Source organism: Opitutia bacterium (assembly GCA_016217545.1).
Taxonomy (GTDB): Bacteria; Verrucomicrobiota; Verrucomicrobiia; order Opitutales; family Opitutaceae; genus Didemnitutus.
In genome coordinates this window covers 131,958-150,548 of record JACRHT010000017.1, presented here as the reverse complement: position 1 = coordinate 150,548, position 18,591 = coordinate 131,958, and the positions used below count along the sequence as shown (strand labels likewise).

Below are 18,591 nucleotides of genomic sequence, written 5' to 3'. Positions count from 1 at the left end.
TCCCGGCTCAGCCGAAGAGCTGCAGGATTTTCGAGGGGAAGAGGCCGAAGAGGACGATCAGCGCGCTCGCGATGAGAAGCGCGAGGCCGGCTTGCACCGGGACGTTGATCTTCGCGGTAGCGCCTTCCTTCGGGCCGGCCACGAGCGCCTGCTTCAGGATGAGCAGGTAGTAGTAGAGGCCGACGGCGCTGAGGGCGATGGCGGCGAACGTGAGCCAGCCGACGGGGCCGTTCAGGCCGGAGAGTTTCAGCGCCGAGGCGAAGACGGAGAATTTGCCGAAGAAGCCCGCCAGCGGGGGCACGCCCGCGAGAGAGAGCACGAAGACCGCGAGACAGCCCGCGAGCAGCGGCGAGCGCTTGTAGAGGCCGGCGAGGTCCGTGAGGTCCTGGCAGCGGCCGGCGCGTTCGACGACGGCGATGACGCCGAAGCAGCCGACGGTCGCGAGGCCGTAGGTGGCGGCGTAATAGAAAACGGGGCCCGGGCCGGCGCGGCCGGCGGCCACGACGCCAAGGAGCATTGCGCCGGCGTGCGCGATGGCCGAGTAGGCGAGCAGGCGGCGGACGTTGGATTGGGCGAGAGCGCCGAAGTTGCCGACGAACAGCGAGGCCAGGGCGAGCAGCGCAACCATGGGCGTCCAGCCGACGACGAGCGGCAACTCGCTGATGCGCCCGGCGGTGAAGCCGAGGTTCGGCCAGAGGAGCCGGTAGAAGAGCACGAAGCCCGCGAGTTTCGAGGCGGAGGCGATGAGCGCGGCGGACGAGGCGGGCGCGCCTTGATACGCGTCGGGCGCCCAGAGGTGGAACGGCGCAGCGGCGGCCTTGTAGCCGAAGCCGACGATGATCATCGCGAGGGCGACGACGACGAGCGGCGTCATGCCTTGGAGCGAAATGTGAATCGCGATCACCGGCAGGTCGATCGAGCCGGTGGCGCCGTAGAGCAGGCTGAACCCGAAAAGGAGGAACGCTGCCGACATGGCGCCGAAGAGGAAATATTTCAGCGCGGCCTCGGCGGATTGGGGCGAGGTCTTGTCCCAGCCGGCGAGGACGTAGAGCGAGATGCTGGCGAGTTCGAGGGCGAGGAAGGCGACGAGGAGTTGTTGCGCGCCCGCCATGAGCGTGAAGCCGGCGGTGGCGAGCAGGAGGACCGCGACGTATTCGGCCGGGTGGCGCAGCGTGACGACGTCGTTGAGCAGGCCGAGCGTGAGCCAGGCGAGCAGGAGGACGCCGAGGCGGGTGGCAAGCGTGAGGCGGTCGAGCGAAAAGACGCCGCCGAAAGCGGTGGTGTCGATGCCGGCCTGCAGGGAGCCGTAGAGTGCCGCGACGATCGCCAGCATGCCGATGAAGACGGCGGGGCGCAGGCGGGCGGCGGTGTCTTTGCCGCGGCCGGTGGCGAGATCGAAGCCGAGCACGACTAGCGCGCCGAGCGTGAGGGCGGTTTCGGGCAGGAAGGCCCGGAAGAGTTCAGCGTAGCTCAAGCCGTTCATGACGCACCTCCCGTCAGCGCCGCGCGGAAGAGCGGCGATTCGAGCGCGGGCCGGATCCAGTCGAGCAACGCGTCGGGATTCAGGCCGAGGTAGACCATCGCGGCGATCAGGAGGATCGCGCCGGCCTTCTCGGGCCAGGTGATGGGCGGGAATTCATGGGCGTGCGGTGTAGCCGGGCTCGTTGAGCCCGGCCGGCCGGGCTCGGCGACCCCGGCTACAGGTGTGCCGGCGTCAGTCTTGCCGAAGAAGGAGACTTGGATCGCGCGCAGCGTGAAGGCGGCGGCGATGAGGACGCCGGTCGCGGCAACTAGCGCCCAGAGCGGCTTGGTCTTCCACGTGCCGACGAGGATCGTCAGCTCGGCCGGGAAGCCGCTGAAGCCGGGCATGCCCATCGAAGCGAGGCCGGCGATGACGAAGACGACGGCGGCGAACGGCAGGAGCTTGTGCAGCGGCATCGCGCGCAGGTCGGCGAGCTTCCGCGTGTGCGTGCGCTCGTAAACCATGCGGCCGACGACGGCGAAGAGCAGCCCGGCGATGATGCCGTGCGAGAACATCTGTAGCACCGCGCCGCTGACCGCGACGGAGTTGGCCGCGGCGAGGCCCAGGAGCACGAAGCCCATGTGGCTGACGCTCGAGTAGCCGATGACGAATTTGAAGTCCTCCTGCACCAGCGCGACGAGGCCGGCGTAGACGATGCCGATGATGGCGAGCCACGCGATGACCGGCGCGAAATAGGCCAAGCCGGTCGGGAACGTCGCCATCGCGACGCGCAGGCAGCCGTAGGCGCCGAGCTTCATGACGACGCCGGCGAGCAGCATCGAGGCGGCGGTCGGCGCGGCGACGTGGCCGGTGGGCGCCCACGTATGGAAGGGGAACATGCCCGCGAGGACCGCGAAGCCGGTGAACACGAGGGCGAACATGCCGAGCTGTTCGAAGCGGGAGAATTGCGTGGCGGCGAGCGCGAGATCGGAGAGCGCGAAGCTCGAGCCGCCCGAAGCGGCGTAGGCCCAGAGCAGGCCGGCCATGACGAGCGCGCTGCCCGCGAACGAGTAGAGCACGAGCTTCATCGCGCCGTATTCGCGGTTGGTGGAGCCCCAGTTCGCGATGAGGAAATACTTCGGGACGATCGCGATCTCGTAGAAGACGAAGAACAGGAACGCATCCACGCTGAGGAACACGCCGAACACGCCGCCGATGAGCGTGAGGTAGAACGCGAAGAACTCACCGGTGCGCTCCTCGATGTTCCAGGAGAACAGCACGCCGACGGTGGCGGCGAGGCCGGTGAGCACCATGAGCGTCATGCTGATGCCGTCGGCCGCGAGATGGTAGCGGACGCCGAGTTCGGCGATCCACGGTGCGTCGACGAGCGTCTGGAGATTGTTGGTCGGCGTGAAGTGTGCGCCCGCCCAGAGCGCGAGCCCGAGGGACGTCAGCGCGGTGACGAGGGCCACGATGCGCGCTAGTTGCGCCGAGCGCGCGCCGGCCAGCAGCGCGAGCGCGGCGCCGGCGAAGGACACGTAGATGGTGCAGGGAAGCGCGTTCATTACGGAAGGTGGGAGACCCACGAGGTGACGAGCGGGTTGACCAGGCCGGCGAGGAGCTGCGGGAGCAGGCCGAGCACGAACATCAACGCGATCAGCGGCAGCAGCGTGAGCTTCTCGGTGGTGTCGAGTTCACGGAAATTGACTCCGGCGCCCTTGGCCGGGCCATGGAAGACGCGTTGCCAGAACGTGAGCAGGAAGAGCGCGGTGGCGAGCAGGCCGAGCGTCGAGACCGCGGCCGTGGCGGGCGCGAGGCCGAAGACGCCGCGGAAGATCAGGAACTCGCCCACGAAGCCGTTCAGGCCGGGTAGACCGAGCGAGGAGAACATCGAGATGCCGCACAGCGCCGCGAAGAGCGGGGCGGCGGTGCGCACGCCGCCGAAATCGTCGAGGCCGCGGCGACCGCCGGCGCGTTCCGCGAGCAGACCGACGCAGAAGAACAGCGCCGCGGCGGAGAGGCCGTGGTTGAACATTTGCAGGATCGCGCCGCTCAGCGCCGAGGCGGAGGCTTCGCCGGGTTTGCCCGCGAGGGCGACGGCGAAGAGCGCGAGCAGGCAGTAGCTCAAGTGGTTGACCGACGAGTAGGCGACCATGCGCTTGAGATCGGTCTGCTTGATGGCGGCGTAGGCGCCGAGCACGACACCCGCGACGGCGAGCCAGATCAGGCACGGGGCGGCGGCGTGGAGGTCAGCCGGGAAGATCGGCCAGAGGATGCGGAGGAAGCCGTAGACGCCCATCTTAGACATCACGCCGGTGAGGAACATCGACGCGCCGGTCGGCGCCTCGGCGTAGGCCGGAGGCAGCCAGGTGTGGAAGGGGAAGAGCGGGACCTTGACCGCGAGGCCGAGGAAAACGCCGAGGAAAACGAGGTGCGGCCAGTAGCCGCCGATGGCGCCGAGTTGCGTGGCGAGCCCGCCGGATTTCGCGAACGCGGCGAGTTGCACGAAGTCGAAGGTGCCCGCAGCGGCGAAGAGCGCCGCGAACGCCATCAGCATGAACGCGCTGCCGCCGATGGTGTAGATGACGAACTGGTAGGCCGCGCGCGTCGCGCCGGGGCCGCCCCAGAGTTTGATCAGGAAGAACGCCGGCACGAGGCTCAGTTCCCAGAAGATGAACCACGGGAAGAAATCCAGCGCGAGGAACACGCCGAGCGCCGCGCCTTGGAGGAAGAGGAACAGCGCGGCGTAGAGCGACGGCTGCTTCACGGTGCGGATGGTGCCGAAGAGCGCGACGGGAGCGATGATGCCGGTGAGCAGCACGAGCACGAGGCTCAGGCCGTCGACGCCGAGGTGGTAGTTCACGCCGAGCGCGGAAATCCACGCGTGCTTCTCGACGAATTGCAGGCCGGCCGCCGGGTCGAAGCCTGAGAGGACGGTCGTGCCGAGCGCGAGCGTCGAGAGGCTGACGAACAGCGCGATCAGGCGCGTCGGGCCGGCGGGGAGCTTGGGCAGCAGCGCGAGCAGGAGCGCGCCGGCCCACGGCACGAAGATGATGAGCGAGAGGAGCGGGAGACTGTTCATCGCGCACCTCCGAAGATGACGACGAGAAGGACGATCACGAAACCGAGGACCAGCGTGCGGAGGTAGCCGTGCGCGCTGCCGGTTTGAGCCTTCGAGTAGGCTTGGCCGGTGGCGCGGAGCGATTCCGCCGCGGAGTTGAAGCCGCCGTTGAGGCCCTGTTCATCGGTGTCGCGATTGACGACGCCGGTGAACTCGCCGAGTCCGGCGAGGAGGCGCACGGCGCCGTCCCAAACGTAGCGGTCGGACCAGTCGGAGAACGCGGCGAGGGCGGCGTTGGCCTTGAAAGCGGTGGCGGCGTAGAGTTCGTCGAAGCCGAGGCGGGCGGCGAGCGCGGCGAAGACGCTCGGGAAACGTTGTTCGAGCGGGTCGCGGGCAGCGGCGTCGGCGCGCGGGCGGCGACCGTAGATCGCCCAGCCGGCGCCGATGCCGATGGCGACGAGAACGATCGAGGTGACCATCAGGCCTGCGCCCTCGAGCAGCGAGTGGCCGTGGACGGCGTGCTGGCCTTGCAGCATCGCTTGAAGCCACGGATAGGCGGGCGTGCCGAGGAAACCGAGCGTGACGGCGAACGTGGCGAGGATGATCAGCGGGACCGTCATCGCTGGGCCGTTTTCGTGCGCGTGCTCGGAACCGTGCGAGCGGGCCTTGCCGAAGAACACCTCGGCCATCAGGCGGGTGTTATAGAAGGCGGTGAGGACGACCGCGACGATCGCGGCGTAGAAGGGAATGTGCGAGGTGTCCCACGCGTGCGCGGCGTGGAGGATGGATTCCTTGGACCAGAATCCGGAGAAGAGAAACGGCACGCCGGCGAGCGCCATCATGCCGACGGCGAAGGTGGCGAACGTGACCTTCATGTGGCCGCGCAGGCCGCCGAGCGCGCGGATGTCCTGTTCGTGGTGCGCGGCGTGGATGACCGAACCGGCGCCGAGGAAGAGCAGGGCCTTGAAGAAGGCGTGCGTGAGCAGGTGGAAGATCGCGGCGGTCCACGAGCCGACGCCGATCGCGAGCATCATGTAGCCGAGCTGCGAGACGGTGGAGAAGGCGAGGATGCGCTTGATGTCGTTTTGCGCGACGGCGATGACGGCGCCCATGAGCGCGGTGATGGCGCCGATGAAGGCGACCACGGTCAGCGCGTGCACCGGGACGTTGGCCAGCATCTGGTCGATCGCCATCAGCGGATAAACGCGGGCGATGAGGAACACGCCGGCGGCGACCATCGTCGCGGCGTGGATCAGCGCGGAGACGGGCGTCGGACCTTCCATCGCGTCCGGGAGCCAGACGTGCAGCGGGAACTGGCCGGACTTGCCGACGGCGCCGCAGAAGATGAGGAGGCCGATGGCGGTCGAAAGCGCGAGGCCGCCGCAGACCTGCTGACCGAGGAGCGTTTGCAGCACGGAGGACTCGAGCGCGCCCTTGCCGGCATCGTAGAACAGCAGCGTGCCGCCGGCGTGTTGCAGCCAGAGGATGCCGAGCAGGAAGCCGAGGTCGCCGATGCGCGTCGTGATGAAGGCTTTTTTCGCGGCGGCGGCAGCGGACGGTTTGTGGAACCAGAAGCCGATGAGCAGATACGAGGCGAGGCCGACGAGCTCCCAGCAGATGAAGAGGAGCAGGAGGCTGTTGGCGACGAGCAAGCCGAGCATCGCGGCGGCGAACAGGCTGAGGAAGCAGAAGAACTGTTTGAAGTTCGCGTCTTCCTTCATGTAGCCCGTGCTGAAGATGAAGATCAGCAGGCCGACGAACGTGACCATCGTGCACATGAACGCGGTCAGCGGATCGAGCAGGAAGCCGAGCCGCAGCGCGCCGGTGCCGAGGTCGAACCATTCGAAGTTGTAGACTTGGTGCGCGGCCGGATGAGCGAGAGCGCCCTTCAGGGCGAAGCACGAAACGACGAACGCGGCGGCCATCGACAGGATGGCGGCGCCGGCGGCGAGCGCGCGGCCTTTGCGGGGTGTCAGCGCACCGATGGCGGCGGACGCGAGCGGCAACGCCGGGATGAGCCAGAGAGAGTGGGCGGAGAGAGTCATGGCTCAGCCTTTGAGTTGAACGGCTTCCTGGAGCCGGATGCTCTTCTGGTGGCGATAAATCGCGATGACCAGGGCGAGGCCGACGGCGGCCTCGGCGGCGGCGACGGCGATGGAGAAGAGGACGAAGATCACGCCGGTGCCCAGTTCCGGATGCGGACCGTAGCGCCAGAAGGCGATGAAGTTGAGGTTCGCGGCGTTCAGCATCAGCTCGATGCCGAGGAGCACGAGGATGCTGTTGCTGCGCGAGAGGGCGCCGATGAGCCCGATGCAGAAGAGGAGCGTCGAGACGACTAGGCAGATTTGGAGCGGGCTCACGAGGCGCCTCCTAGGTTTTTTTCAACACAGAGGTCGCAGAGGACACAGAGGAAGGGCAGAGCGGCAGAGTCCAATCTCTGTGCTCTCTGCGTCCTCTGTGTTTGCTGGATTGGGACGAAGCTCATGATGCGTCCTCCTTGTCCTGCGCGGCGATCACCACGGCGCCGAGGAGCGCGACGGTGAGGATGAGGCCGGTGATGAGGAGCGAGACGGCGTGCTTGCCCATGAGTTGTTCGCCCAACTGGCGGACGCTGACGCTCGCCGGTGCTGCCGTGTCGGCGGCGAGCGGCGAGCCGAGGATGGCGCCGATGAGCACGCCGGCGACGCCGCCGGCGGCGATGATCGCGAGCATCGCGCGCGAGAGCGAGGCGGGCTCGATCGGGCCGAGGTCGCCGCCCTGCTTGGTGAGCAGCACGGCGAAGAGCACGACCATCGAGATCGCGCCGACGTAGACGAGAATTTGCGCGAAGGCCACGAACTGCGCGCCGGACCAGAGGTAGAGCGCAGCGAGGCCGGCCCAGCTGGCGATGAGCAGCAGCGCGCTGTGGATCAGGTTGCGCAACGACATCGCCACCGCGGCGGCGGCGAGCGTGACGAAGGCGATGAGGAGCAGCGCGGGTGTCATGACGCGTAGCGGTAAGTGCGGGGCGCGCGGCCCTTGTTGAGGCGGCGGGCGATCACGAGGAAGGGCACGAAGATGATCGCGGCGGAGATCGGCCAACGGGCGATGTCCATCACCGGCGAGACGTGTGCGGTCAGAGTCCAGAACGCGGCGTTGGCGACGTTGATCAGCGCGAGCGGCACGAGGAGCTGCCAGGCGAGGCGCGTGAGCTGGTCGATGCGGAGGCGCAGCAGCGTGCCGCGGATCCAGATGAAGAAGACGACCATCAGGATGAGTTTTCCCATGAACCAGAGGTAGGACGGGATGAACTCGAGGAAGGGGAACGGCGCTTGCCAGCCGCCGAGGAAGATCGTGATGCCGAGCCCGCTGAGGGCGAAGAGCCCGAAGTATTCGGCCATGAAGAAGAGCGCGTATTTGAAGCCGGAGTATTCGGTGAGGTGGCCGGCGATGAGCTCGGATTCGGCTTCGGGCAAGTCGAACGGCGAGCGGTTGCTCTCGGCCAGCGCGGCGACGAGGAAGATGAGGAAGCCCGCGAAGCCCCACGGCGTGAAGACGTGCCATTGCGGCAGGAACCCGAGGAACCAGCCGCCCTGCGCTTCGACGATCTGCTGCGTCGAGAGCGTGCCGACGATGAGGATGACGGGGACGACGGAGAGGATCAGCGGGAGCTCGTAGCTGATGAGCTGCGCGAGCGCGCGCATGGCGGCGAGGAGCGAGTATTTGTTCCGGCTCGACCAGCCGGCCATGAAGATCGCGAGTTCGGTGGCAGCGCCGGCGGCGAAGAAGTAGAGCACCGCGGCGTCGAGATCGACCGGGATCATGTGGCGACCGTAGGGCAGCACGGCGTAGCCGAGGAGCGAGAAGGCGACGACGGTGACCGGGGCGAGGAAGTGCAGGAGCTTGTCGGCGGTGGCGGGCACGATGTCTTCCTTCGTGAGCGCCTTGACGGCGTCGGCGAAAGGCTGCGTGAGGCCCCAGAGGCGCGGGCCGTTTTTCCAGAAGGGCAGGCCGGCGCGGTTCGGGCCGAGGCGGTTTTGGACGCGCGAGAGGAGTTTGCGTTCGGCGATGGTCGTGAACGCGAAGAAGAGGCCGAAGACCGCGAGGATCGCGACGATCGTGATCAGCGAGCTAACGAGCCACTGCAGCGAATCGGGGAACCAGCCGACGATTTCGTCGCGCACGATGAGCGGCAGGACTTCGAGGAAAGCGCCGTCGGCGGAGGATATCGAGCTGTAGGAGCCTGCTTGCAGGCGACCGGACAGCCCGATAACGGTTTGCGCGAGTGAATCGCCTGCAAGCAGGCTCCTACAAAAGAGGTCGGCGCTCATGAGGCGGCGGGCGGCTGAGGAGCCGACGCGCTGGGCGCGGGGGCGGGTTGAGGTTTAACAGCAGTGGCGGGCCCGCCTTCGCTCGGAGAGCTACGGCGAGGTTCGTCCTTCGGCTGCGCCGAAGGCGAAGCGGGGGAGGAAGCGGGAGCGGCGGTCGGAGCCGCGGGCGCGGCCTTCGCGGCGGCGGCTTTGGCGGCGGCGGCCGCAGCGGCGGCCTTGGCTTTTTCCTCGGCGGCTTTGCGGTCGGCGGCGAGGCGGGTGTCGACTTCGGCGGCCTCGGCCGGCCGGATCTGGTTGTAGTAGTCGTTCGACTTGGCGAGCTGTTCGCGCTTGAGCAGGAGGCCTTCGAAGCGGTTCGAGGGCGCGACCTCAAAAACCTTGTCCATCTTGATCGAGTCGAACGGGCAGACTTCGGCGCAGATGCCGCAGCTCATGCACACGGACGTGTCGATGTCGAAGATCGCGGGATAGAACTGCTGCTTGCCGGTGGCGTCGGGCTTCTTGTCCTTCGATTTCTCGATGTAGATGCACTGCGGCGGGCATTCCTTCTCGCAGATCTGGCAGGCGACGCAGCGCAGCGTGCCCATCGGGTCGTCGGGTGTTTCGCAGACGAGGAAGGGAAACGAGCGGTAATTCTCGCCGATGGGCGCCTTCTCTTCGGGGTAGGAGACAGTCACCATGCGCTCGGGCGTGGTGTAGCTGCCGACGAAGTTCTTCGCGGTGACGGCGAGGCCTTTGAGGAGTCCGGTGCCGAGCATGGTGGGCGCTGCGCGCGGTTGAGAGCTGAGGGTTGAGAGTTGAGGGCCGGTCAGCGATCGACCTCGCCCAGGACGATGTCGATGCTGCCGAGGATGACGACGGAGTCGGCGATGGTGTGGCCGAGGCACATTTCCTCGAGCAGCGTCAGGTTGATGAGCGTGGGCGGACGGACGCGGTAACGATACGGATTGGGCGTGCCGTCGCTGATGAGATAGAAACCGAGTTCGCCCTTCGGGCCTTCGATGCGGCCGTAGGCTTCGCCGGCCTTCGGGCGGAAGCCGCGGATCTTCGCTTTCGGGTCCATGACCGGGCCGGCGGGGAGATCGCGGAAGGCTTGCTCGAGGATTTTGACCGACTCGCGCATTTCGAGAATGCGGAGCATGTAGCGGTCGTAGGTGTCGCCGTGCGCGCCGAGCGGGACGCGGAAGTCGAAGCGCGGGTAGAAGCCGTAGCCGTCAACCTTGCGGAGGTCGTAGTTGTAGCCGGAGGCACGGAGGCACGGGCCGGTGATGCCGGCGTTGATCGCTTTCTTCGCGTCGAGGACGCCGACGCCCTGCGTGCGGGCCAGCATGATCTCGTTGCCGGTGAGCATCTGCTCCCACTCGTCGAGGAAGCGCGGGTAATCGGCCACGAGCTTCTGCGCGGCGGCGAGCCACTCGGGCGAGGGATCGACGCGGCAGCCGCCGAAGCGCTGGAAGTTGCACATCATGCGCGAGCCGCTGAGCGCCTCGAAGAGGTCGAGGAACTTCTCGCGCTCGCGGAAGCCGTAGAGGAGTGGCGTGAACGAGGTGCCGAGGTCGTTGAAGAGGAAGCCGACGAGGCAGGTGTGGTTCACCAAGCGCGTCATTTCCGCGAGGATGACGCGGAGGTATTGCGCGCGGTCGGGCACGGCTTGGCCGGCGAGTTTCTCGACCGCCATCGCGTAGGCCCAGTTGGTCGACATCGAGCAGAGGTAGTCGAGTCGGTCCGTGTAGGGCATCGAGCCGAGGTAGCTCGTGCCTTCGGCGATCTTTTCGTGGTTGCGGTGCAGGTAGCCGAAGACGGGCTTCAGCTTCACGATCTGCTCGCCGTCGAGCGTCGCAACCATGCGGAACACGCCGTGGGTGGACGGGTGTTGCGGTCCCATCGAGACCTCGAGCAGGTCGCCGTGGAACGGGTCTTTCACGGCGCGGACGGTCGGACCTCGGAGCCCGCCGAGACCGGCGGGAGCTGAGAGCTGAGAGTTGAGAGCTGAGAGATCGGAGAAACTCATGGCTTCACCTCCGGTTGGGCCGCGGGTTTTGTAGCCGGGCTCGTGGAGCCCGGGCCGGGGTCGGCGACCCCGGCTACAGGAGCGGGTGCCGGATAATGCGCCTTGGCGCGGGCGAGGACGGCGTCGTGCGGGGTCGGTTCGTATTCGAAGTCGTCCGGCGAGACGTAGTCCTTGCGCATCGGGTGGTCCTTGAACTCGTCCCACATGAGCAGGCGGCGGAGGTCCGGGTGGCCTTCGAAGACGATGCCGTAGAGATCGAAGATTTCGCGCTCTTGGAAATCGCAGGAGCGCCAGACGGGCGTGAGCGAGGGGAGCGTCACGTTGTCGCTGCGGTTGCCGGTGCGCATGCGGATGACGACCGGGCCGTGCTTCAAGGCCATCGAGTAAAGGTGATAGACAGCCTCGAGGTAGCCGGGCTCGGTGCGCTTGGTCTTCTCTTCAACGACCTTGGCCGGGCCGCCGGCGGCGTCAGGCACGGTGGTCTTCTTCACGTCGACGATTTCCTTGTCGAGCCAGTCGACGCCGGTGGCGTTGGAGCAGTAGTCGAATTGGAGCGCCTCGTCGTCGCGGAGAAAGAGCGCGATCTCGCGGCCGAGCTTCGAGTCGATGAGCAGCGAGTGCTCGGCCGCGGCGCCGGGGTTGAGCTGGATCGAGACTTGGGCGCCGGGGAAGCGCGTGGCGATGCGATCGCGGATTTGTTCGAGCGTTTCCATGGCTCAGGCTTTGCGCGGGAGCGACGGCGGCGACCACACGTCGGGGTTCTTGGTCGGGATGATGTCGTGCTCGCCGTAGGTCGGGACGGGGAACTCGCTTTGCACGTCGGAGCGGAGGTGCTTGGCGGCCTGCGGGCCAGCGACCTTCTCGGTCTGGATCTTCTTCTGTAGTTCGATCAGGCCGTTGAGCAACGCCTCCGGGCGCGGCGGGCAGCCGGGGATGTAGATGTCGACAGGGATGAAGCGGTCGATGCCTTTGAGGACGTTGTAGCCCTGCTTGAACGGGCCGCCGGAAATCGCGCACGCGCCCATCGCGATGCAGTATTTCGGCTCGGGCATCTGGTTCCAGAGGCGGACGACGTTCGGCGCCATCTTCTTGGTGACGGTGCCGGAGACGATCATGAGGTCGGCCTGGCGCGGGGACGGGCGGAAGATCTCGGCGCCGAAACGGGCGATGTCGAAGCGCGCGGTGGCGGCGGCGATCATCTCGATGGCGCAGCAGGCGAGGCCGAACTGGAGCGGCCAGATGGAGTTGGCGCGACCCCAGTTGTAGAGCTCCTCGAGCGAGGTGAGCAGGATGCCGTTGCGGCGGAGCTCTTCGCGCTCCGCGTCGGAGATGTTTCCGGCGGCGGGGAACGGCGTCGGAGCGTTTCCGCCTTCGCTCGGTGAGCTACGGCGAGATTCGTCCAGCGGCTGCGCCGCAGGAGAAGGCGTGGAGGGAGCGTCGCTCATTTCCAGTTGAGGTGGCCGCGTGCCCAGGCCCACACGAGGCCTTCGGCGAGAAGAAGGATGAACACCAGCATCGCGAACAACGCGCCCGCGGGCAGGCCGGTGAAGGCGACGGCGAAGGGCAGAAGGAACAGCACTTCGACGTCGAAGATCAGGAACAGAATCGCGTAGAGATAGTAGTGCGCCTTGAACTGGATCCACGACTCGCCCTGCGGCGGGAGGCCGCACTCGTAGACAGCGTTCTTGAGGGCGTTGGGCTTGGCCGGTTGGAAAAACAGCACCCAAAGCCGGGCGACACCCAAAAGGATCAACGGGAAGGCGACAGCTACGCCAAGGAAGAGGGCCAGGAATGCGTGGGGATGGCCGTTCATGTTTTTTTGGTAAGGGCAGCTTCGGAATCTGCCAACTTCTATTCAACGCCGGAACCGTTCCGTTAATTGTCAGAAGCTAATCATCCGTTGGCTGGGCCGCGCGATTAGGGCCGGTGCAACTAATATCACTCCGCCAAGAAACGCGAAGTGCCCGGCAAAGCGTGGTGAGCGGGGTGCGCGATGACACGCTAAAGTGAGCGCGTCACTCCACTCCTCCACCATGGCCACTCTCACTGATCGTCTCTCCTACAACGTCGCGGGTCGCTTCTACGTCGACTCGAGCTGCATCGACTGCGACCAATGCCGCGTCATCGCGCCGGATCACTTCGGTCGCAACGAAGACACCGGCACGTCGTTCGTGGTGAAGCAGCCGGTCAGCGACGAGGAAGTCGCCAAGTGCAAGGAAGCGATCGACGCTTGCGCCACCGCCTCGATCGGCGACGACGGCGAGTAACCAATTTGTGTGTTAGTTCGTGTGTTCAACCGGCCGCGGCGCTTAGCGCCGGGCCGGTTTACGCTTTATAGGGCGCGCGACTCGAGGACGCCGCGCCACAGTGCGACTTCGCCGTCGATGCCGTGAGCCGCGAGGCGCGCGGCGATTTCGTCGAGGGTCGGTTCGACGACGCGGTGCTTCGGATCGGCGGGCCACTCGGGTCGAGCGGCGCGGGCAATGGCCCAGCACGCCCAAGCGCGCCAGCGGCGCTGGTCGCGGCGCGGCTCGTTCATGCGGTCGGCGAGGTGTTGAAAATGCACGCGCGGGTTGCCGATGAAGATGTCCGCCGGCGTGTGGGCGAGAAACCAGCGCATCGCGGCGTAGGGCAGCGGCCAGTTGCGCAGGATCGGTTCATCGCCGCGCAAATCCGCGCCGAGCGCACGGTCGAGGCAGAGTGTGGCGCGCGCGGCGAGGCCGCGTCGCCAGAGATAATGGCCGTAGGTCAGCGCAGTGAGGTAGAACGCCGCATCGCGTGCTTCGCCGTGAGCCGTGAGCGCGCCGGCGTCCATGGCCGCGGGCGGTGCGGGCAGGTGGGGGCAGGGCGGGAGGGAGTGGTGCACTCGTTCTCTTTCTCGTGGTCGTTCTCGTTCTCTCGGGTCGGGCGGAGGCAGAGAGAACGAGAAAGAGAATGAGAACGAGAACGATTTGGAGGCGGGGCGGGCGAAGTTGAGCTTGGCGGGCGGGCCCGGCTCCGCGCATAACGGGGGCTCTGGAAGAGCAGACCTCAGATTTGATCAACGAAGTGCGCGGCTGGCGTCGCGCGGCGTTGTGGTGCGTGGCCGCGCTGCTGCGCATCTGGGTGCGCACATTGCGCTACGAGGTCGATGCCGAGACGGCGAAGCGCCTCGCGAAGTCCGACGTGCCGGCGGCGATCGTGCTCTGGCACAACCGGCTGTTCCTCTCGCCGGAGTTCTTTCGCCGGTTTCGCACGCAGCGGCGCGTCTACGGTCTCGTGAGCGCGAGCAAGGACGGCGCGTGGCTCGCGGCGTTTTATCGGATGATCGGCATCCATCCGGTGCGCGGCTCGAGCAGCAATCTCGGACGCGAGGCGGCGCGCCTGCTCATCGAGCGGATGCGCGAGGGACACGACATCGGCATCACCCCGGATGGTCCGCGCGGTCCGATGTATGTGGTCGAGCCGGGCGTGCTGGTGGTGACGCGGCGGTTGAATGCGCCGATGGTGCTGCTCGGGGCGGAGTTCACGCGCGCGAAGCGCCTGCGGAGCTGGGACCGGCTCTATGTCCCGTGGCCGTTCTCGCGGGTGAAATTGCGTTGCACGGTGCTGGAGCCGGTGCGCGCGGACGGAGAAAAAATCAGCGCGGACGATGTCCGCGCTGCGTTGTGCGCGATCAATCCGGATACGGACTGATCGCGGTGGTGGCGACTGAGCGTTCGCTCAGAAGGTGGGCGTGACGGTGACGCTCTGGCCGGGTTCGACGACGTAGTCGTTGCCGGTGCACCAGGTGACGTCGTTGATCAGGACCTTGAACACGACGGGAGCGGTCGCGCCCTTGAGCGTGGCGGCCCAGCCGTCGGCGGCGATGCAGTCCATCGCGACGCCGTGGTCCCAGCTGAGGCCCGGGCCTTCGCCGCGGAGGTAGAGGTGGTTGCCAAAGCCGATGTCGAGGCGCGCGGAAATGACCGTGGCCGGCGGGGCGGGCGGCTCGGACTTGCGGCGAGCGGCGGGCGCGGCGGCGGTGGGAGTCGCGGCTTTCTTGGCCGGGGCTTTGGCGGGCGCTTTGGTGGCTTTCGGAGCGGCGGCCGCGGGGGCGGCTGCCTTCTTGGTGGTCTTCTTCATGGTTTAAATTGAATGGGTTCGACTGGCGGAGGGTCTGTTTCCCGCCGCTGGTTGGGCGGTGCAACAGCAAATTCAGGGCCAGACGCGGCGGGCCGTCGGAAGATTTACGGCAACATCTGCGTGGTGACCGAAAAATTTTGATTTACTCCGGCGAAATCGGCCTGCAAACAAACACCTCCCTCCGGGGCAGTAGCTCAGTTGATAGAGCGCGTCGTTCGCAACGACGAGGTCGTCGGTTTGATCCCGATCTGCTCCACCAAATTTCCTAAAACGCATCCGGCCGCCGACTTTCGTTCGGCGGCCGGTCGTTTTTGGGGAGGCGAGTTCGGCTCTCGGGCGGGCCAAAGAAAACGGGCCGGCATTGCTGCCGGCCCGCGGGAGGGATGGCGAGCCCCCGCTCGCCTTCCACGCCTGCCGCCGACTGCTCCGTCGCGGCAGGTTGGACCCGAAGGGTTAGAAGTTGCCGCGGATGCCGAACGTCCAGTTCGTGCCGTAGTTCTCGTAGCGGAAGAGCACGTCGGGGTTGCCGGCGCTCTTTTCCATCAGGAGGTGCGGTGTCTCGAAGATGTTGCGGCCGGCGAAGAAGAACTGGAGCCGCTCGTTGATGATGAACGCGCCGCTGAGATCGCACTTGGTGTTGCGCTTCTGGTAGCGGTTGGAGGCCTGGAAAGGCCCGGAATCGTCCTGCCAGATGGCGCTGAAGCTCAGGTTGAACCACTTGTTGCGGTGCGCGAGCGTGCCCTTGAGCGTGTGCGGGATGACGCCGAGGATGACCTGCGTGGGCGGGGTCTCGACGTAGGTGCGCGTGTAGGAAGCGGTCAGCGACGTGCCCTGCATGAACTTCGGGAGGAAGTTCAGGTATTGCTGGTAGGAGTATTCCATCGAGCTGTAGGTGATGGGCAGCGGAGCGCTGGTGTAGCTGATGAAATCGTAGCCGTCGTAGTCGGGGTCCGTGTTGCCGTATTCCTCGGAGGTGAGGGTTTTTTGGAGCGTCTTGTTCGTGACCTTGCTGCGGCTGGCGACGACTTGGATGTTGTTCACGCCGGTGCTGCCGAAGAAGTAGCTGAGCGAGGCGGCCATTTTCTTGGAGCGCTCGGGGAGCAGGTTCGGGTTGGGCGTGTTGATCTGCAGCGCGTCGTCGTTGATCTGGCGCGTGCCGCTGATCTTGCCGAGGTCGGGACGGCGGATGGTTTTGCCCCAGCCGAAATCGACGAGGAGGTTCGGGAGGATCGAGTATTTCGCCGTGGCGCTCGGGAAGTAGTCGGCGTAGTCGCCGTGGCGCTGCACGCGCGGGCGGGAATACTTGTAGTCGATCGCCGAGATGCTGTTCGGCGCGAGCGCAGCGGTGACGGGATAACCGGCCGCGGCGACCTGCTGGTTGGAATACGGGTCGAGCTCGGTGGAGTCGATTTCGGTGAGCTCGTAGCGCACGCCACCTTGGAGAATGAGTTTCTGGATGCGCGTGTTGCCCATGAGGTAGCCGGCGGTGACGGTTTCCTTCACGTCGTAGGTCGGCTGGTTGAGATACATGCCGGACTCGTAGTTCGCGAGGCTCACGCCGGAGGTCGACGAACCGGTCGCGCTGGTCGGGAGCGTGCGGACGAAATACTCCGGGTGCTCCGAGAAGAGATGGCCGATCGTGTCGCGATCGGGGAATGCGGGTGCGCCGCCGCCGTTGATCGACGTGAAAACGACGCCGGGCTGATTGCCGCCTTGGAAGAGCACGAAGGGTGAGGGGAAGTTGGCGAATGAGCCGGTCGTGCCGCCGCCGGGGCCGACGTAGAGCCACTTGTCGGAGTCGTTCGAGTTGCGCGCCCACTGATAATTGCGGGTGCGCTTGGCGCCGAACTGGAGGAAGGACGGGATGCGGAACGGCAGCGTGTAGCGCGCGTTCACGTCGCCGGACTTGATGTCGATCGTGTTCTGGCGGTTGTCGTCGGAGAGGCGCGGGTTGGTCTGCAGCGCGAGGTTGGTCCAATCGGAGCCGCCGGTCTGCACGATCTGCCAGTCGGCCGCGTCGGGCGCGGAGCGCGTGGCGGTGAAACCGATGCCGGTGACGTTGTTCACCGTGGTGTTCGCGACGAGCTTGTGCGCGAGGTTGTCGTAGTCGTTGCGCGAATGCGACGTGGTGAACGAGCCGTCGAGGCGGAGATTCTCGCGGCGGTATTCGAAGCTGGGCGAGAAGGTGAGCGTGTTGGTGAACTTGGCGCCGTTGCCGCCGCCGAACTGGAGGCTGCCGGCGTTGGCGGGCGAGGAGCCGTAGGTGAGGACGCCGTCGCCGGGGACGGTCGCGCGGGTGCCGCCGGCGATGGCGGTGACCTGGCGGTTGTAGAATTGCGCGTGGTAGCGGCTGAAGAGCGCGTTGAGCGAGAGCGTGAGGTTCGGCGTGGCGCGGAAGTCGAAGGTCGCGGTGTAGCTGCCGCGGTTGGTCCACTTCGGGCCGTCCTTCAGGAGCACCTGCGTGAGGACCTGCGCGCGCGTGTCGGGAGCGACCGGTGTGCGGTTGTAGGTGTGGTCGACGCGGTATTGCTCGTTGTAGAGATTCGATTCCTGGAAGTTGAGGATGACGCCGAGGCGGTTGTTCAGGAAAATGTCGGAGTAGTAGCCGTTGAAGTTCGGGCGCCATTTGCGGCCGACGCGGTCACCGGGTCCGGGCGTGGCGCCCAGCGTGAATTCCTGCGAGTTCAGCACGGTGGAGAGCGTGGCGCCGAAGTGGCGGCCTTTGCGGTCGAAGGCCTTTTTCGTCTTCAGGTTGATGTTGCCGGCGGGCGCGTTGGCATCCATCGCGGCGCTGGTGACGCGGTTGATCTCGATCGATTCGATGCTGTTGATCGAGATGCTGTCGAAACCGAAGGAGCGGTTCGCGGTGCCGGAGGCGGAGTTCTCGAAGCCGACGTATTGGCCGAACGAGTCGGCGCTGGCGATGTTCTTGCCGTCGAGCGTGACGGAGGCGTATTCGGAGCTCATGCCGCCGATGCGCGGGCCGCGGGTGTCGGCCTCGACGTATTCGAGTTCGACGCCGGGGAGGAACTTGAGGAACTCGCCGACGTTGCCCTCGGTGATGTTGCCGAACGCGTCGGAGGCGACGGAGCGGCTCATGTTCATCGAGTTCTTCTGGCGCGAGAGCGCTTTGGCGTTGCCGTCCTTCTCGGCCGTGACGGTGAAGGACTGCAACTGCACGACGGTCTCGCTCTTCGCGGCGTTGGCGGTGCCGACCTCGATTTCCTGATTCGTGGTCTCGCCGGCGACGACGGTGATCTTCATCGAGACCGGCGGCAGGCCGAGGTAGGTGACGGTGAGCGTGACCTCGCCGGCCGGCACGCGGGCGAGCGAAAAGTAGCCGCTCGTCTCGGAGACGGTGGAGAGATCGGTGCCTTCGACGCGCACGATGGCGTCGCGGGGATATTCCTTGGTCACGACGTTGTAGACGTGACCGGCGATCGTGCCGGTGGCGTTCTGGCCGAACGCGACGACTGCGCACGCGAGGGAGACGAGCGCAGCAAGCGCCCGGATGGGTAGGGATCGTTTCATGGAGGTGCTAGGGGATGAGGCCGCGGGTAGAAGCGGTGCTCGACGTGGCGGACGCGCCGTTGGGGTGCGTGCGAGCGCGGGGAGATTATCGCGCGGCGCGGTGAGCCGCATC

Annotated in this window: 17 protein-coding genes and 1 tRNA gene; 3 read left to right on the top strand and 15 right to left on the bottom strand. The window is 66.4% G+C overall.

Translation table 11 applies throughout. The features are described 5' to 3' along the window. Positions 1-7: 7 nt before the first annotated feature. From HZA32_16570 to HZA32_16515, 12 genes are all read right to left on the bottom strand, one after another. Positions 8-1,483: an NADH-quinone oxidoreductase subunit N gene (locus HZA32_16570; protein ID MBI5425692.1), complete on the bottom strand. Its 1,476-nt coding sequence runs from the start codon at positions 1,481-1,483 to the stop codon at positions 8-10. After that, positions 1,480-3,027 (bottom strand): NADH-quinone oxidoreductase subunit M, encoded by a 1,548-nt coding sequence (locus HZA32_16565; protein ID MBI5425691.1) that lies wholly within the window; start codon positions 3,025-3,027, stop codon positions 1,480-1,482. Before HZA32_16565 ends, HZA32_16570 begins: the two co-directional genes overlap by 4 nt. Beyond that, the gene (locus HZA32_16560) at positions 3,027-4,544 is read right to left on the bottom strand and encodes an NADH-quinone oxidoreductase subunit M (protein MBI5425690.1); all 1,518 of its coding nucleotides are present in this window, start codon (positions 4,542-4,544) and stop codon (positions 3,027-3,029) included. The genes HZA32_16565 and HZA32_16560 overlap by 1 nt, the downstream gene beginning before the upstream one ends. Beyond that, positions 4,541-6,568, bottom strand: a complete 2,028-nt coding sequence (gene nuoL, locus HZA32_16555; protein MBI5425689.1) for an NADH-quinone oxidoreductase subunit L — start codon at positions 6,566-6,568, stop codon at positions 4,541-4,543. The genes HZA32_16560 and nuoL overlap by 4 nt, the downstream gene beginning before the upstream one ends. Before the next feature lie 3 nt (positions 6,569-6,571). After that, positions 6,572-6,883, bottom strand: coding sequence for an NADH-quinone oxidoreductase subunit NuoK (nuoK, locus tag HZA32_16550; GenBank protein ID MBI5425688.1), 312 nt, complete (start codon positions 6,881-6,883; stop codon positions 6,572-6,574). 121 nt (positions 6,884-7,004) lie between these two features. Beyond that, the gene (locus tag HZA32_16545; GenBank protein MBI5425687.1) at positions 7,005-7,508 is read right to left on the bottom strand and encodes an NADH-quinone oxidoreductase subunit J; all 504 of its coding nucleotides are present in this window, start codon (positions 7,506-7,508) and stop codon (positions 7,005-7,007) included. Beyond that, a complete protein-coding gene (locus tag HZA32_16540; GenBank protein MBI5425686.1) occupies positions 7,505-8,833 on the bottom strand; it encodes an NADH-quinone oxidoreductase subunit H in 1,329 nt (442 codons plus the stop codon). The genes HZA32_16545 and HZA32_16540 overlap by 4 nt, the downstream gene beginning before the upstream one ends. Continuing rightward, entirely contained in the window at positions 8,830-9,591 is a 762-nt protein-coding gene (locus tag HZA32_16535; GenBank protein ID MBI5425685.1) for a 4Fe-4S dicluster domain-containing protein, read from the bottom strand. Before HZA32_16535 ends, HZA32_16540 begins: the two co-directional genes overlap by 4 nt. Before the next feature lie 50 nt (positions 9,592-9,641). Next, positions 9,642-10,844: an NADH-quinone oxidoreductase subunit D gene (locus HZA32_16530; GenBank protein MBI5425684.1), complete on the bottom strand. Its 1,203-nt coding sequence runs from the start codon at positions 10,842-10,844 to the stop codon at positions 9,642-9,644. Next, complete coding sequence (locus HZA32_16525; protein ID MBI5425683.1) at positions 10,841-11,557, bottom strand: NADH-quinone oxidoreductase subunit C; 717 nt, start codon at positions 11,555-11,557, stop codon at positions 10,841-10,843. Before HZA32_16525 ends, HZA32_16530 begins: the two co-directional genes overlap by 4 nt. 3 nt (positions 11,558-11,560) lie before the next feature. Next, entirely contained in the window at positions 11,561-12,289 is a 729-nt protein-coding gene (locus HZA32_16520; protein ID MBI5425682.1) for an NADH-quinone oxidoreductase subunit B, read from the bottom strand. Beyond that, the gene (locus tag HZA32_16515) at positions 12,286-12,657 is read right to left on the bottom strand and encodes an NADH-quinone oxidoreductase subunit A (GenBank protein ID MBI5425681.1); all 372 of its coding nucleotides are present in this window, start codon (positions 12,655-12,657) and stop codon (positions 12,286-12,288) included. The genes HZA32_16520 and HZA32_16515 overlap by 4 nt, the downstream gene beginning before the upstream one ends. A 220-nt stretch (positions 12,658-12,877) precedes the next feature. Here HZA32_16515 and HZA32_16510 point away from each other — a divergent pair, with 220 nt between their 5' ends. Further along, positions 12,878-13,111 (top strand): ferredoxin, encoded by a 234-nt coding sequence (locus HZA32_16510; protein MBI5425680.1) that lies wholly within the window; start codon positions 12,878-12,880, stop codon positions 13,109-13,111. 65 nt (positions 13,112-13,176) lie between these two features. Here the strand turns inward: HZA32_16510 and HZA32_16505 are convergent, their stop codons facing one another. Continuing rightward, on the bottom strand, positions 13,177-13,659 hold the full coding sequence (locus tag HZA32_16505) for a hypothetical protein (GenBank protein MBI5425679.1): 483 nt from the start codon (positions 13,657-13,659) through the stop codon (positions 13,177-13,179). A gap of 233 nt (positions 13,660-13,892) precedes the next feature. Here HZA32_16505 and HZA32_16500 point away from each other — a divergent pair, with 233 nt between their 5' ends. Then, positions 13,893-14,519 carry a DUF374 domain-containing protein gene (locus HZA32_16500; protein ID MBI5425678.1) on the top strand — a complete coding sequence of 209 codons (627 nt, stop codon included), beginning with the start codon at positions 13,893-13,895 and terminating at the stop codon, positions 14,517-14,519. 27 nt (positions 14,520-14,546) lie between these two features. On the opposite strand, the gene HZA32_16495 is transcribed toward HZA32_16500, so the two are convergent. Next, on the bottom strand, positions 14,547-14,948 hold the full coding sequence (locus tag HZA32_16495) for a hypothetical protein (protein MBI5425677.1): 402 nt from the start codon (positions 14,946-14,948) through the stop codon (positions 14,547-14,549). Positions 14,949-15,131: 183 nt separating this feature from the next. Here HZA32_16495 and HZA32_16490 point away from each other — a divergent pair. Further along, positions 15,132-15,207, top strand: a tRNA-Ala gene (locus HZA32_16490). Positions 15,208-15,401: 194 nt separating this feature from the next. On the opposite strand, the gene HZA32_16485 is transcribed toward HZA32_16490, so the two are convergent. After that, positions 15,402-18,479, bottom strand: coding sequence for a TonB-dependent receptor (locus HZA32_16485; protein MBI5425676.1), 3,078 nt, complete (start codon positions 18,477-18,479; stop codon positions 15,402-15,404). Positions 18,480-18,591 lie beyond the last annotated feature (112 nt).